This is a genomic window from Vibrio sp. HENC-03 (assembly GCF_000305755.2).
GTDB lineage: Bacteria > Pseudomonadota > Gammaproteobacteria > Enterobacterales > Vibrionaceae > Vibrio > Vibrio owensii.
Genome location: NZ_JH976064.1, coordinates 979,142 through 993,152, shown reverse-complemented (window position 1 = coordinate 993,152; position 14,011 = coordinate 979,142). Strand labels below are relative to the sequence as shown.

The 14,011-nt window shown below is 44.9% G+C and carries 14 protein-coding genes; 11 read left to right on the top strand and 3 right to left on the bottom strand.

Annotated elements, in window-relative coordinates; all coding sequences use genetic code 11:
* Positions 1-332 precede the first annotated feature (332 nt).
* Together VCHENC03_RS18920 and VCHENC03_RS18925 are read right to left on the bottom strand one after the other, a co-directional pair.
* Positions 333-689: a YibL family ribosome-associated protein gene (locus VCHENC03_RS18920; protein ID WP_005530256.1), complete on the bottom strand. Its 357-nt coding sequence runs from the start codon at positions 687-689 to the stop codon at positions 333-335.
* A gap of 84 nt (positions 690-773) precedes the next feature.
* Entirely contained in the window at positions 774-1,769 is a 996-nt protein-coding gene (locus tag VCHENC03_RS18925) for a 2-hydroxyacid dehydrogenase (protein WP_009705143.1), read from the bottom strand.
* Positions 1,770-1,945: 176 nt separating this feature from the next.
* Between VCHENC03_RS18925 and VCHENC03_RS18930 the strand changes: the two genes are divergently transcribed.
* The gene (locus VCHENC03_RS18930; protein ID WP_005432644.1) at positions 1,946-2,428 is read left to right on the top strand and encodes a L,D-transpeptidase family protein; all 483 of its coding nucleotides are present in this window, start codon (positions 1,946-1,948) and stop codon (positions 2,426-2,428) included.
* Positions 2,429-2,453: 25 nt separating this feature from the next.
* Here the strand turns inward: VCHENC03_RS18930 and VCHENC03_RS18935 are convergent, their stop codons facing one another.
* Entirely contained in the window at positions 2,454-3,164 is a 711-nt protein-coding gene (locus tag VCHENC03_RS18935; protein WP_009705142.1) for a glycerophosphodiester phosphodiesterase family protein, read from the bottom strand.
* 271 nt (positions 3,165-3,435) lie between these two features.
* Between VCHENC03_RS18935 and VCHENC03_RS18940 the strand changes: the two genes are divergently transcribed.
* The 10 genes from VCHENC03_RS18940 to VCHENC03_RS18985 all read left to right on the top strand — a co-directional run bounded on the left by VCHENC03_RS18940 (position 3,436) and on the right by VCHENC03_RS18985 (position 13,840).
* Positions 3,436-4,389 carry a lactate/malate family dehydrogenase gene (locus VCHENC03_RS18940; protein ID WP_009705141.1) on the top strand — a complete coding sequence of 318 codons (954 nt, stop codon included), beginning with the start codon at positions 3,436-3,438 and terminating at the stop codon, positions 4,387-4,389.
* A gap of 160 nt (positions 4,390-4,549) precedes the next feature.
* A complete protein-coding gene (locus VCHENC03_RS18945; protein ID WP_005438307.1) occupies positions 4,550-5,215 on the top strand; it encodes a response regulator transcription factor in 666 nt (221 codons plus the stop codon).
* Positions 5,215-6,588, top strand: coding sequence for a sensor histidine kinase (locus VCHENC03_RS18950; protein ID WP_032802206.1), 1,374 nt, complete (start codon positions 5,215-5,217; stop codon positions 6,586-6,588). Before VCHENC03_RS18945 ends, VCHENC03_RS18950 begins: the two co-directional genes overlap by 1 nt.
* Positions 6,589-6,794: 206 nt before the next feature.
* Positions 6,795-8,885, top strand: a complete 2,091-nt coding sequence (locus VCHENC03_RS18955; RefSeq protein WP_009705139.1) for a TonB-dependent siderophore receptor — start codon at positions 6,795-6,797, stop codon at positions 8,883-8,885.
* A 75-nt stretch (positions 8,886-8,960) separates the two neighbouring features.
* Positions 8,961-9,728: a DUF3450 domain-containing protein gene (locus VCHENC03_RS18960; protein WP_032802205.1), complete on the top strand. Its 768-nt coding sequence runs from the start codon at positions 8,961-8,963 to the stop codon at positions 9,726-9,728.
* Positions 9,729-11,096 carry a MotA/TolQ/ExbB proton channel family protein gene (locus tag VCHENC03_RS18965; protein WP_009705137.1) on the top strand — a complete coding sequence of 456 codons (1,368 nt, stop codon included), beginning with the start codon at positions 9,729-9,731 and terminating at the stop codon, positions 11,094-11,096.
* Positions 11,096-11,650 carry a MotA/TolQ/ExbB proton channel family protein gene (locus VCHENC03_RS18970; protein WP_009705136.1) on the top strand — a complete coding sequence of 185 codons (555 nt, stop codon included), beginning with the start codon at positions 11,096-11,098 and terminating at the stop codon, positions 11,648-11,650. The genes VCHENC03_RS18965 and VCHENC03_RS18970 overlap by 1 nt, the downstream gene beginning before the upstream one ends.
* Positions 11,647-12,051, top strand: a complete 405-nt coding sequence (locus VCHENC03_RS18975; RefSeq protein WP_005438299.1) for an ExbD/TolR family protein — start codon at positions 11,647-11,649, stop codon at positions 12,049-12,051. The genes VCHENC03_RS18970 and VCHENC03_RS18975 overlap by 4 nt, the downstream gene beginning before the upstream one ends.
* Positions 12,051-12,671 carry an energy transducer TonB gene (locus tag VCHENC03_RS18980; RefSeq protein ID WP_005438297.1) on the top strand — a complete coding sequence of 207 codons (621 nt, stop codon included), beginning with the start codon at positions 12,051-12,053 and terminating at the stop codon, positions 12,669-12,671. Before VCHENC03_RS18975 ends, VCHENC03_RS18980 begins: the two co-directional genes overlap by 1 nt.
* Positions 12,668-13,840, top strand: coding sequence for a tetratricopeptide repeat protein (locus tag VCHENC03_RS18985; RefSeq protein WP_009705135.1), 1,173 nt, complete (start codon positions 12,668-12,670; stop codon positions 13,838-13,840). Before VCHENC03_RS18980 ends, VCHENC03_RS18985 begins: the two co-directional genes overlap by 4 nt.
* Positions 13,841-14,011 lie beyond the last annotated feature (171 nt).

The following is a 14,011-nucleotide window of genomic DNA, read 5'->3' as shown; positions in this document are numbered from 1 at the left end:
CGCTAGAAATAGCGAGGCTTTTTTCATTTCTGATGTTTGAGAATTAGACGGAATTTGCATTAAATCCCAAGTCAGTCGCGACTTAGGATTAGTCGTCCTCGGACTCAGAGACTAAATAGAAAGCCCGTTGAGAAATCAACGGGCTTTTGTTGTTTTAGTGTCTGGAAGTGAAGTGAGGCTTTACCACAACGGGAGGTTTAAAACTGAACAGGTTGCACTGTCACTCGCCGTTTAAATAGATTTCAACTAAAACCCAACTTACTGAATTTAAATTACAAAAAAGCCCAAGCTAGCTGCTTGGGCTTTTCAATATCCGTTGCTTAATAGAGTTATTAGAACTCTTTTGGAGCAAAACCTGTCATTACGTCTAGGCGCAGTTCTTTACCCACTTTAGTCAATGGGTGAACGATAACTAGGCCGCGTACACGCTTTTTAAGCTTGCCGATATCTGCTTGCTCTGCTTTAGTGATTTCACGAGAGAATGGCATATCAAGCAGGCTCTTACGCTCTTTGTTCAGCTCGTATGTTTGCTTGTGCTTAAGTTGATTTAGTTTCTTGGTTAGATCGTCAACTTCATTCGTGAACTTAGTAATCATTTCATGATCACCACGAGAACGTGCCGCATCCAGTTTGCGTTGGCAAGTATCTAAACGGTTGTGCAGCTTTTGAATATCGGTTTTTATGCTCATGGTAATTGGACTCAAATTTTTAATGGTCGAGGAGTATAGCATAGCTGAAATTCAACGCTCTACTATACTGCTCGATCTATTGATTTAGTTGATCAGTTCATTACCTGACGGGTTGCCGGTAAAGAAAGCATCCACGTTGCTTAGAGTCACGGACGCGATGTTATTCAGAGCTTCATGAGTCAAGAATGCTTGGTGGCCAGTGAACAATACGTTGTGGCATGCAGATAAGCGGCGGAATACGTCATCAACAATTACGTCATTTGATTTGTCTTGGAAGAATAAGTCTTTCTCATTGTCATAGACGTCCAAACCAAGTGCACCAATCTTGCCTTGTTTCAATGCTTCGATGGCCGCCACGGAGTCTAGTAACTCGCCACGGCTGGTATTGATGATCATTACGCCATCTTTCATTTGCGAGAAGGAATTCTCGTTGAGGAGGTGATAGTTTTCTTCGCTCATCGGGCAGTGTAAAGAAATAACATCGGCCTCTGCATAGATTTCTTCAAGAGAGCAGTAGCGTGCGCCCATTTCCAACGCAAGTGGGTTTTCATATGGATCGTAGCATAGTATTTCCATGCCCAAACCTTTAAAGATGCGCATGGTTGCGATACCAATTTTGCCCGTACCGACGACACCTACGGTTTTGCCATGGAAGTTAAAACCCACTAAGCCTTCCAAGTTGAAGTTAGCATCACGAGTACGTTGGTATGCTTTATGTAGGCGTCTGTTTAAACACATCATCATCCCGACGGTGTGCTCTGCGACCGCCTCTGGCGAATAAGCAGGGACGCGCACCACTTGCAGCCCGAACTCTTTTGCTGCTTTTAAATCTACTTTATCAAAGCCTGCACAACGCATGGCGATCAACTTAGTGCCACCGAGAGAAAGCTGTTTAAGTACTGGAGCTGACAAATCGTCATTTACAAATGCGCACACCACTTCGCAGCCTTGTGCCATTTTGGCAGTCTTAGAGGTCAATCGAAAATCATGGAAATGGAATTCGAAATCACGATGATTTTTGATTTTGTTAAAAGACGCTTCGTCATAGGATTTTGCACTGAAAAAAGCGATGTTGAGCATAATACCCTCTCTATTTGTGCTGGATTTATAAAGTAATATCCTTATAAAGTAATCCAAGTTCGTTACAAAGAGTAGCGAAATTTGCACACATTCAGTTTGCTTTAGAATCACCATCTGACTAGCATGGGTTCTCTTTTTTGTTTTCCCTATGAGTGGGTGAGTTAGGCGTTCTGGCGATGTCAGTAAAATGGTTGTCTTTAATCTTATGTTGTACGTTTGTGTCCGGTGCTCAGGCTGCGGTTGACTTGGTCAAAGTTGATAAGTCAAAACGCAGAATGTATCTGATGGACAATGGCGAAGTGGTTAAAGAATATCGGATTGCGTTAGGGGCTAATCCGAAAGGACACAAGCAAGAAGAGGGTGACAATAGAACGCCGGAAGGGGATTACACGCTAGATTACGTGATTAACGACTCCGCTTTCTATCGCTCCGTTCATATCAGTTACCCAGATGCAATTGATCGTTTGGAGGCGCATCGAAGAGGAGTTTCTCCTGGTGGTGCGATTAAAATTCACGGCCTAAAAAATGGAGAGACTCAAGCTCCACAGTTTATTCAGAGCTTTGACTGGACCAATGGTTGTATCGCCATTACCAATGAAGAGATGGATGAATTTATCAGGCTCGTTAAAATGGGAACTCCGATTACTATCGAGTGGTAGTGGACCCCCATTTCCGACTTTATTTTTAAGGCATAAAACGGCTTGGGTGATCACTAAAGATACCATCCAATGCAGGTAGGTGTTTTAGCTTGTTGGGGTTGTTCACGGTATAACACATCACCTTATAACCCGCTTGTTGCAGCTTCTTGATTTGACGAGAACGCACCCAGTTAATATTGAGGTTACAGCTGTAAGCATTAACTTCTTCTAATAATAATCGGTCTCTACGAGTAAAAAACTCGCTCAAAACACCTAGCCTATAGCCTTCACAGTGCTTGTGTAGTGCCCTGATAACCTCGTGACTAAAGCTTGATAAAAGGATGTGGTCTTTAGCTAATGGGCCTTCTAGTAGAGTATGAGTGACCATCTTGGCAACATCTTCCGCTGAATGATGATCGACTTTCACTTCGATATTCAGGTTTAGGCCATTTGCCGCAGCGAGTTCTAGTAGCTCTGTTAGAGTCATGATGGATTCGTTGGCAAATTCATTGCTAAACCAACGACCAAAATCTAACGCCTTGAGCTCAGCAAGGGTCATTTGATCAATACGACCTTTGCCATTACTGCAACGATTCACGGTATGATCGTGGCAAACTACTAGTACGTTGTCTTTGGTTGGCTGCACGTCAACTTCAACCCAAGTCAGTCCCATATCAATAGCAGCTTGAACGCTGACTTTTGTGTTTTCCGGGTATTTACCTGCCACACCTCGGTGACCTATCAGTAGCGTTTTCATATACGTCTATTCTCAATAAGAAACTGCAGAGAATTGTACTCTTTTTTCTTTCTGAGAATAGAGCGCAAATGTACGAGGTAATCTAAAACAGCGCCTATTGATGCATATATAAAGACGAATTTTTCATCATTCAAACGTCGTCAAGCAGAGAAATACTGGTTTAGGTCGGTGTTCTGGGTCAAATTACGCAATGGGACTTTTGTGCTCTCATGCCCCTATTTTTAAGGTGGACACAAAGTGAGAGCTTCGTTTTATTATCAGGGAGAGAAGTATGAAAATCGGTGTCATTGGTGCTGGAGCTGTCGGTGTCGGGGTATGTAATTACCTGCTGACTATGGGCAGCGTGAGTGAATTGGTTCTACTAGATCAAAACTTAGAACGTGCCGAAGGTGAGGTATTCGATTTTCGACATACCGCAGCACTTACCTTCTCAAAGAACACTCATATCATTCCTACTGACGATTACCTTGACCTTTTAGGAGCTGATATTGTCGTCATCACTGCTGGTGCGCAGATCAAGCAAGGCCAGACTCGTATCGATATTGCTGAAATCAATGCCAAAATTGGTGTTGAGATCGCTCGTAAAGTTGAGCGAGTTGCACCAAATGCTACGCTTATCGTTGTCTCTAACCCGTGCGACATTGTGGCCCACTTTATCGCTACCAATACTGGCTTTGAGAACAACAAAGTGATCAGTAGTGGTTGTGTGATTGATACTGCTCGCTTGATGAGTATTGTGGCAAGTCGTGTCGATTTAGATCCTAAGAACATCTTTGGTTATGTTCTTGGAGAGCACGGCAGTAACTGTTTCACGCCTAAGAGTTTGATTTCCATCGCGGGTCAACCAGCAGATTTCTACTGTGATGCCAATAATATAGAGCGTATCGATGCCGACGAACTGCTCGAAGCGGTAAAACAGGCAGGATATGAGATTTTCCGTCGTAAGCAAAATACGGTTCACGGTATCGCAGCAAGTGTATTTCGCATCATTCAGGCTATTAAAATTAATGAGCGCTCAGTTCTCCCTGTCGGTACCATGATGTCGGGGCAATATGGCGTTGAAGGTGTCGTGATCAGTTTACCTACAATCGTTGGCAAAAAAGGCGCGGAGTCAGTGCTTACTCATCCATTTTCTGAAGAAGAACTAGAAACGCTTCACTCCATCAGCATCAACCTGAGGGGAATAGTCGAAGATGTTGCAAAAGTAACCGGATTAAAGTGCTGATTTAAAAGAGTAAAATATACTGAATATTGCAAGAGAGAGCCTGCTGAAAAGTGGGCTTTTTTTACGCTTGTTTTTGGGCAAAAACCTTAAAAACTATGGTTGTTTAATCTGCAAATGAGTAATAGAATGCGAACCATTTTTATTTAAGTGGTGGTGTGCAATGTCTCGAGTTTTGATCGTAGATGACGACGTTCCTTTGTGTGAATTGTTGGAAACCGTATTGCAAGAAGAAGGGTATATCGTCTCCTCTGTTCATTGCGGAGAGAGCGCATTGCAGTATATGGAAAAGACACCCGTTGACCTCGTACTTCTCGATGTGATGCTACCGAATCTAAACGGTATGCAAGTCGCTCGTCGCATTTGCCAGCGCTTTGCTACCCCTATTTTGATGCTTACAGCCTTAAATGACGAGAATTCGATGTTAGATGGTTATCAAGCCGGTGCGGATCAGTACATTGGTAAGCCATTTAACGTCTCGGAACTCCTGATGAGAATCAAAGCCATTCTTCGCCGAGTTGGCTTGGAGCGCCAGAGACAGGCTATGTGTTCTACGGTACAGAGCATTAGTGATCAGTTAGACAGTCTACCTTTAACTGGAACAGAAGCTGAGCTGTTGAGTTACCTCGTAAAAAACCAAGGTGTCGTGATCTCTAAAGCGGAATTACAAACAAAAGTCCTTAAAAAGGAACTGAGTCCGTTTGATCGAAATCTGGATATGCACATCAGTAATATTCGACGTAAATTGGTAGAAGCGGGGTTATCCAAACAGCACATCAAAACGTTTCGTGGTAAGGGTTATAGCTACTTAGAGGCTGTGACTGGCTAATGCGATTTGTGTGTCCATCCTACTTTGTGAAACGAAGAGACAGCCTGGCATTTCAGCTTTTTAGTTACATGACCGCTATCGTCATTAGCATCTTGGCCGTTCAAGCGGTTGCTGAACAAGCCTTGGTCAAAGCCATGCTAAAGGTACCTGCTAGTGTAAAGACTGAAATGTTGGACCTAGCACATCAAGCTAACGTGTTGATTGAAGAAGGTGACATGGACGAGCTGGCCGATTGGGCGAATGCACAACACTTTTACTTGTTTGTACTTGACGAAAATCAGCGTCCTCTTACACACCGTTTGATGCACCCGCACTTTGAATTCAAGTTGAAATTTAAGCGACGTTTGGACGAACAACTGGAAGGCCGAGTAAGTCGTCCGATATTCAATATTCCTCTTGTCGGAAACAACAGCCTAGTGATTCAGTTACCTCATCGTTTGCACCCCGCTCATGATTTCATCCTTTATTTCTCTGTATTAAAGGTTGTGATTGCGGCGGTCATCTTGGCGCTGTTCTCTTTGTTAATGGCACGGAATTTACAACAGCCATTGGATCGCTTAAGAGAAGCAAGTAAAAGACTTTCGAATGGTGACTTTAACGTCAGTGTGGTGGATGAGCTTAAGTCGAACACTCGAGAGTTTAACGAATTGGCGCAAGACTTTGACCACATGACAAAAGAGATTCATTCTCTTGCTGAAAAGCAGCGTCGCTTGATTCGTGATGTTTCCCATGAGTTACGTACACCATTAGCGCGCCAAAACTTAGTGTTACACCTATTGCGTAAGCGAGTAGGGGAAAATGAACAAACCCTAGTGACGCGTATGGAAGAAGAGGCCAATGAGCTGAACCATCTTATTGGTGAAATCTTGGAATTCAGCCGTTTAGAGAATGCTCGCTACGATACGGAATTAAAACGCAGCGATTTAGAAGTGCTACTGGCGCCTCAAGTCGAGCGCTGCAAAATCGATTTGCAGATAAAGCAAAACCTTACATTTGTTTCTGAGGCGACAAGAACAAAAGCGCAATGTGACGATACGTTAGTGGTGCGTTGTTTGAATAATTTGATTGGCAATGCCATTAAGTATGCCGGTAAGTCAGCCCAGATTGATGTTTCTCTAGCTAACAAAACAACGGACAAGCACAGCTACTTAGCCGTGACGATAGCCGACAATGGCCCTGGCATCCCACAAGATAAACTGACAGATATTTTTGATCCGTTCACACGATTGGATGCTTCTCGAGACAAAAAGTTAGGTGGTTACGGTCTGGGGTTGGCCATTGTAAAAGAATCCATGCGAATGATGGGTGGGAAAGCCGTTGCAAGCAATCGTTCAGAAGGCGGGCTTGCAGTAACATTACTTTTTAGACAGTAAAATCCATGTCAAAAGTGCTGATTTAATGTGATCTAGATCTCGATTGTCGGCGAGTATGACCCTTTACCGCTTTACAAAACTTTACGAATGCAAAGAATGTAAATTTAATGCAAATAGTAATAGTTATCACTTATATTCACTCGCGAAATAACTAAGAGGGAACCACATAGCAGTTATGTGCTACCCAATAATCGGAGTGAATGGGTATGTTTTCTAAGAGCCAATTGGCATTAGTGATCGGTGCGGTGTTAGCGGCACCTGCAGTGGCAGAAGTTCAAAATGCGGATGAGCACCTAGTCGTAGAAGGTCGTGAATTCGGTTACAAAGCAGATACGAATACAACAGCAATGCGCATGGAAATGACGCAACTGGAAACTCCAGGACAAGTTGCTGTGATTGATGAAGCAGTAATCGATGAGCAGCGTGCAAGCACGTTAGGTGAAGTTCTACAAAATGACGCGAGTGTTAGTGCGGGCGGTACAAGCCGTAACCGCGAACGTTTCTCGCTACGTGGTTTTGAACTGAGCAGTTCAGACGGCTTCCTACGTGATGGTCGTCAGCATTGGTCACACTACCGTCAACCAATTGAGCTTTTAGAGCGTGTTGAAGTTCTTAAAGGTCCATCAGGTCTACTTTACGGTAAGTCAGAACCAGGTGGTCTTGTGAACATGGTTTCGAAGAAGCCAACAACAGAAAGTCACGCAAGCCTAAGCCAAGATATCGGTTCAGATGACCATTCACGAACTGTACTTGATGTCAGTGGTTCGTTGAATGAAGAACAAACGTTGCGTGCTCGTGCCATTCTTGCAAAAGAAAGCTACGGCTCATGGCGTAAATACGGTGATGGTACGGAACCACAAACTGACCGCGTAGTGGGTGGTTTAGTGGTGGAATACGATATCACTGAAAACATCATGGTGTCAGCGCACTATGACCGTACAAAAGATGACGGTAGCGTTGATTCAGGTGCTTACATTGTCGATGGCAAAGCCGTTCGCGGTGATAAGTACATCTGGGATGCACAATGGTCAGAGATCGACAATGACGTAGAAAACTACGGCATCGACATCAATGCACAGATGACGGACAGCGTTAACGTAAAAGCGGGCTATAACCGTCAAGACTTCAAACGTTTCGACGTAGAGTCTTACCCTAAGTTCGATATGTACGAAGAAAACGGTACGATCAAGCACAAGGGTAACGAGCGTTCTGACCACTGGGTATTTGATACTGCTTACGTAGATGTGACGACTGACTTTTCTCTGTTTGGTACAGATAACACTTTCTTAGTCGGTGCAAACTACTTGGATTACAGCTACGACCGCTTTATGGCTTTCCATGACGGCGAGTATGTTCCAGCAGGTGAGACGGTAGTGAAGCCAGAGCCAACGAGTTCTAAGAAATGGCCTACTAGCGAATATGATACTTGGGGTATCTACGCGCAAAACATGATGACAATTAACGATTACTGGCAGGTTCTTGCTGGCGTTCGTTACGATGAAAAACGCAGCGATGACCTAACGGAAAGCCAAGTATCACCAAAACTAGGTGTGATTTTCCACCCTGCAAGCAACGGTTCTATTTACGTTCAGTACTCTGAGAGCTTTATGCCTCAAGGCACGGTAAACAGTACTGATTACACCAACGATGGTGAAGAGCTAGACGCAGAACGCGGTATCTCTTATGAGGTGGGTACTAAGTGGGAACTGTTCGATGAACGTCTGCTTCTTTCTGGTGCTGTGTTTGATATCACTCTAGAAAACATCGCGTTAGATGTTGAAGACGGCGTTAATGCTGGCGGTGATGTGATGTACAAGAAGACTCAAGATGGTGAGCAAGTACACCGCGGTGCGGAAATCCTAGCGCAAGGTTTTGTGACTGAGGAGCTTTCGCTAACGGCTTCTGCAATGTACTTAGATGCAGAAATCACTGAGAGTGCGGATTACAAAGGTAACCGTCCTGCGGACGTTCCAGAGTTTTCAGCAAGTGTTTGGTCTCGTTACAAAGTGCAGAACAACACTGATGTTAACCTAGGTCTGATTTATGAAGGTGAGCGCTACGGAGACGCAGCGAACACATTTAAGAAAGATGGGTATGCACGTATTGATATGGGCGTTGCGTACACACACAAGTATGATGAGAACTTAGATATTGTGGCTCGTTTCAATGTTGAAAACGTGTTTGATACTGACTACCTAGCAGGTGGTGGTAGCACCAACAGTAAACAAGAAGGAGCTAGCGGTGTAGTGATAGGCGAGGGCCGAAACTACATGGCGACAATTCAGTTCAAGTACTGATAACAAACTGATTTTTAAAGGGGAAGAGTAGTCTTCCCCTTTAGTCGTTTTTGGAAAACAGAAAATATAACTCGTATGAATCTAATGAAATCAAGTATCGCTCTGTTGATCACATCGGTTTTGATTCCCGTTCAAGCGGAAAATCTTAACGATGCTCAAGCAGTGCAGAATAAAACTAACCAAGCGTCAGCAGTAAGCCAGAAGCGTATCGATGCAAGTGCTGAGAAGTCTTTGTCACTAGAAGCTGAAATTGAACAGTTGAATGAAGAAGTCAGCAACTTGAAGATTTATCGCGACCACCTTTCAAACCTTGTTGATAGTCAAAACGAGGAAGTGGCAAGCTTGAATGAGCAAATTGAGCAGATCGCTCAAACTCGTCAAGGTGTGGTACCGCTTATGTATCACATGTTGGATGGTCTAAAGACTATCGTTGCGAATGATAAACCGATCCGCAAAGCGCAACGTGAGGAGCGTATTGCTAAGCTTGATGCCATGATGACTCGAGCAGATGTCGCGGATGCTGAGAAGTTCCGTCGTATTCTAGAAGCGTACCAAATCGAAATGGACTACGGCACTAAGATTGGTATCTACCAAGGCAAGATTGCATTGGAAGGTAACGACCAAGTTGAGGCTGATATTCTTTACTTAGGTCGCGTGTCGCTAGTTGCTCGTAGCCTATCTGGTGAGCAGTTCTGGAGCTGGTCACAACAACAGAACGCATGGCAGTCCGTTGGTTCAGAACAAAAATCTGAACTCGATAAAGCGTTTGCCATGGCAAATAAACAGATCGCACCAAGCATGCTAACTCTGCCAGTGTCTCTAAACGTAGCGGAGGGCAAATAAATGATGAAGAAATGGCTATCGGTTGCGTTGATTTCTAGTGCTGCGCTTTTACCGCATACGACGTTTGCAAGTGACACTCTGCTGCAAAAAGCACAACAAGAAAATCGCCAACAGCAATCCCATAACGTGGCTCGTGAGTCTGGTTTTAACAAAACTCAGCAAGAGCTACAAGCAATGAAGAATAAGCTTGTAGCAGAACGCGCGGCGCTACAAGCAGAAGCTGACACGCTTGGTGTCACTTTTAGTGAAAACGAAGCTGAACTGGCTCAACTAGAAGAAAAGCTACGTTTAGAAACAGGTAGCTTGGGTGAGCTATTTGGTGTCGTTCGTCAGAATGCTAAAGAGCTAGAATCAGAGCTTAAGCACTCGGTCACTGGTGTAGACGCAAACTCATATCAGCAAAATATCGATGATATCGTTGCGGCGAAATCCCTGCCTACTCTGCCTCAGCTTCAAGCGATGTGGCGCAGTATGGAAGAACAAGTTAAAGCAAGTGGTGAGATGGCGAAAGTGTCATTCACTCTGCTTGATGGTGAAGGTCGTGAACAAACGGTCAACGGTGTTCGCCTTGGCTCAATGGCGCTATTGGATGACGCTGGTTACGTTAAGTGGAACGGTCAACGCGGCGATGCGATGAGCTACCTCCGTCAACCAGAAAATGGACCAACAGCAAGCTCGTTGAACTCGGGTGAAATCGATTCTTTAGTGATTGACCCATCTCGCGGCATCTTGCTTGAGCAATTGGCAAATTCTCCGACAATGGCGGATCGCCTGAATGCAGGTGGTGTCGTTGGTCAGATCATTCTTGGCTTGTTAGCGGTTGGTTTGATCATCGCGTTGGTTCGTGGTGTGTCATTGATGATCGCTCGTCAAAAAATCGCCAAACAGTTAAAGAACCCAACTCAACCAGAAGACAACCCGCTTGGTCGTATCCTTGCTGTGTATCAAAAAGACAAACATCGTAGTGTTGAAGCATTAGAACTTCGCTTATTAGAAGCGGTAGTTGACGAGCAGACTCACCTTGAAAAGGGGTTGTCGATGCTGAAACTGCTTGCTGCTCTAGCACCGATGCTTGGTCTATTAGGTACGGTAACAGGCATGATCGAAACGTTCCAAGTGATCACTCAGTTTGGTAATGGCGATCCAAAAGTCATGGCAGGTGGTATCTCTATGGCGCTAGTTACAACTGTTCTTGGTCTTGTTGCGGCAATGCCATTGCTTCTTGCTCACAACGTCTTGAGCTCTCAAGCAGAGAACATTCGCAATATTCTTGAAAAGCAAGGCATTGGTCTTGTTGCGGAACAAGCTGAGCGCGATATGCCAAAAGGCAAAAACAACCCTAACACGACAGCGGAGAACGCAGCGTAATGGAGCAGATCCTACTCAACACATTGGGTTTGATCAGTGAGGATTGGGCCTCAACCTTGATGAGCTTTATGCAGCAAGGAGGCCAAATCCTATGGTGGCTAGCGGCCGTTGTTGCGGTGTGCTGGCTACTGGTTATGGAGCGTGTACTTTACCTGACAACGGAGTTTCCGAAGGTGAAGAAACAGCTTTGTGAGCAGTGGCTAGCAAGACCTGACCACCACTCTTGGTACGCGCATCAAATCCGCGAAGGATGGATTGCAAAAGCACACATTGAACTGCGCCAAAACCTATCAACCATCAAAGTACTCGTGGCGATTTGCCCGATGTTAGGTTTGCTAGGTACGGTGACTGGCATGATCACAGTTTTCGATGTGATGGCCACACAAGGCAGTAGCAATCCAAAATTGATGGCTTCAGGCATTTCACTTGCAACACTGCCAACTATGGCAGGTATGGTTGCGGCACTTGCAGGCATGTTTGTCCATGCGCGTTTGAGCAAAGTGTGTGAGCGTAAAGCCCTCCAGTTAGAACAATCTTTAAGGAGTCAGAAGTGAGACTCGGACGTAGAAATAATCAACAAGATGAAGCGCAAATCGATCTAACATCGATGCTGGATATCGTGTTCATCATGCTGATCTTCTTCATCGTGACCAGTTCATTTGTACGTGAGTCAGGTGTAGAAGTTAACCGACCACAAGCCTCGAACGTGGTTAGCCAAAAAGACGCAGGCATTTTTATTGCGGTAACAGCGGCGAACGATGTGTACATCGATAAACGTTTGGTGGATATCGAACGTGTAGAAGCGACCATTGAGCACTTGTTACTTGAGCAACCAGAGGCATCACTTGTCATTCAAGCGGATGAACATGCATACAACGGAACGGTTGTGAAGGTGATGGATGCGGCGAAAGGTGCTGGTGTGAAGAACATCGCATTGGCAGCGGAGAAACCTTAATGGGCAGGCTACTACTCGCGCTACCAGCGTCAATTTTGATTGCGGTGAGCTTGTTTAGCTTTATGGCGTGGATGGTCGACAAAGGCAATCAACGCGCACCTCAACCGTCAGAGGCGGTGCGCTTTGACATGGTGATGGTCGAGAATGATGCTGATGTTCAACGTCGTCAACGTTCTGTTCCTGAACAGCCAGAACCACCAAAAGCACCAGAACCGATGGATTTGTCTCAAGCGGAAACCCAAGTAGAGCCGATGAGCCAAGTGACGCCAATCAGCGCATTGGGTTTGAACACTGCTCTGGATGGCATTGCGATCAGTGCACCTAACTTAAAAGGCACCATGGGCAACCAGCAAGCATTGCCTCTGTACCGCGTTGATCCTCGTTATCCAAGCAAAGCACTGAAACGTAAAATGGAAGGTTACGTAGTGATGCGCTTTACCATTGACGCGACAGGCCGCCCTAAAGACATTGAAGTGATTGACGCTAAGCCAAAACGTATCTTCGAAAAAGAAGCGATTCGAGCGCTGAAGAAATGGAAATATCAACCGAAAGTTGAAGATGGTGTCTCAATTGAGCAGTTCGGACAAACCGCTAAAGTGGAGTTCAAGTTAGCCAAATGATGAAGCAATTCTTAATCGGTGCGGTATTAAGCCTAAGCGCTTTTACCACCGTCGCGAATGAACTGAGTCAATACACGGCGACTCGTGTTCAACGCGCTCATAACCTAGCGCAAGAAGAAAAACTGCAAGAAGCCATTTCAACTCTTGAAGGCCTCGATTTATCTCGTGGTTACGATCAAGCGTTTGTGGCGCGAATGCTGGGTATTTTCTACTGGCAGAATGAGCAAGTTAAGCCTGCAATTAAACAGCTTGAGATTGCGGTAAACAGTGGTCTTCTGGAAGATGAACAAGCTTGGCAAACGCGCAAAATGTTGGCTGATATGTTGCTCAATGAACAACAGTTCTCTAAAGCTTTGCCACATTATTACGACTTGAGTAAATCGGTTCCTGAGAGCCAAAAGGCGTATGAAATTTGGCTGCGTATTGCACAGTCTCATTACCAGTTAAGTCAGTGGAATAAAGTTCTCTCTGCAATGGCTCGTTATGAGAAATATGGTCAGCCAGACGAAATGGCACCACTGTCCATCAAGCTATCTGCAGAGCTAGAGCTGAAAAAGTGGCAGCCTGCGATTGGCACGATCAAACGTTTGATTGCGATTGAGCCAGAGCGTGTGGAATGGTGGCGTCAGCTTGTTGCTCTGTATCTACGTGTGGATGATGATAAGCGTGCTCTTGATGCTTTGGCTCTTGCGAAGCTGAAAGGCGTAGAGTTGAACCAAGATGACCTCAAACTTCTTGCTCAGCTGTATGGTAAGCGCGGTATTCCAGAGCGTGCAGCAAAAGTGTTGGGTGAGTTAAATGAAGTTAACTCAGACAGCAAGCTTAAAGCGCAGCAAGCTACGTACTGGCAAATGGCGAAAGAGTGGGATAAGTCGATAGCGAGTTGGCGCGTAGCCGCGAAGCTGGATCGCCAATACTATTGGAACTTGTCTCAGTTGCTTGTCCAAGAAGGGCACTACAAAGACGCTCTGATTGCATTGGATAAAGTCTCGGGTCGCAAAGCGGATGTGGCATTGGTTAAGACTCGTGCCTACTACAAGCTGAAACGCATTGAAGACGCTCTTGCCAACGCAAAACGCGCCAATGAGATTGAGCCCTCAACTCAAGCTGAGAGTTGGGTGAAATACCTATCTCAGTTGCGTAAAGTGAAAGCGAGCCAGAACAGCTAAGTCCATGTGACAATAGACCATATATTAATGATCGAAAGACCCGGGTTGTATCTCGGGTCTTTTTGTTTATAAATATTGAGTCTGGTTCGATCTCTTTTTAAATATCATAACGTTATATTACCGCTATCCAGCGATAAGACTGGAACGTCAGCTTTTGTTTATAAGGATAAT

Excerpts from the sequence above, each read along its gene's own strand:
- VCHENC03_RS18920 (WP_005530256.1), bottom strand. The coding sequence starts at position 689 with ATGAGCATAAAAACCGATATTCAAAAGCTGCACAACCGTTTAGATACT.
- VCHENC03_RS18925 (WP_009705143.1), bottom strand. The coding sequence starts at position 1,769 with ATGCTCAACATCGCTTTTTTCAGTGCAAAATCCTATGACGAAGCGTCT.
- VCHENC03_RS18930 (WP_005432644.1), top strand. The coding sequence starts at position 1,946 with ATGTCAGTAAAATGGTTGTCTTTAATCTTATGTTGTACGTTTGTGTCC.
- VCHENC03_RS18935 (WP_009705142.1), bottom strand. The coding sequence starts at position 3,164 with ATGAAAACGCTACTGATAGGTCACCGAGGTGTGGCAGGTAAATACCCG.
- VCHENC03_RS18940 (WP_009705141.1), top strand. The coding sequence starts at position 3,436 with ATGAAAATCGGTGTCATTGGTGCTGGAGCTGTCGGTGTCGGGGTATGT.
- VCHENC03_RS18945 (WP_005438307.1), top strand. The coding sequence starts at position 4,550 with ATGTCTCGAGTTTTGATCGTAGATGACGACGTTCCTTTGTGTGAATTG.
- VCHENC03_RS18950 (WP_032802206.1), top strand. The coding sequence starts at position 5,215 with ATGCGATTTGTGTGTCCATCCTACTTTGTGAAACGAAGAGACAGCCTG.
- VCHENC03_RS18955 (WP_009705139.1), top strand. The coding sequence starts at position 6,795 with ATGTTTTCTAAGAGCCAATTGGCATTAGTGATCGGTGCGGTGTTAGCG.
- VCHENC03_RS18960 (WP_032802205.1), top strand. The coding sequence starts at position 8,961 with ATGAATCTAATGAAATCAAGTATCGCTCTGTTGATCACATCGGTTTTG.
- VCHENC03_RS18965 (WP_009705137.1), top strand. The coding sequence starts at position 9,729 with ATGATGAAGAAATGGCTATCGGTTGCGTTGATTTCTAGTGCTGCGCTT.
- VCHENC03_RS18970 (WP_009705136.1), top strand. The coding sequence starts at position 11,096 with ATGGAGCAGATCCTACTCAACACATTGGGTTTGATCAGTGAGGATTGG.
- VCHENC03_RS18980 (WP_005438297.1), top strand. The coding sequence starts at position 12,051 with ATGGGCAGGCTACTACTCGCGCTACCAGCGTCAATTTTGATTGCGGTG.
- VCHENC03_RS18985 (WP_009705135.1), top strand. The coding sequence starts at position 12,668 with ATGATGAAGCAATTCTTAATCGGTGCGGTATTAAGCCTAAGCGCTTTT.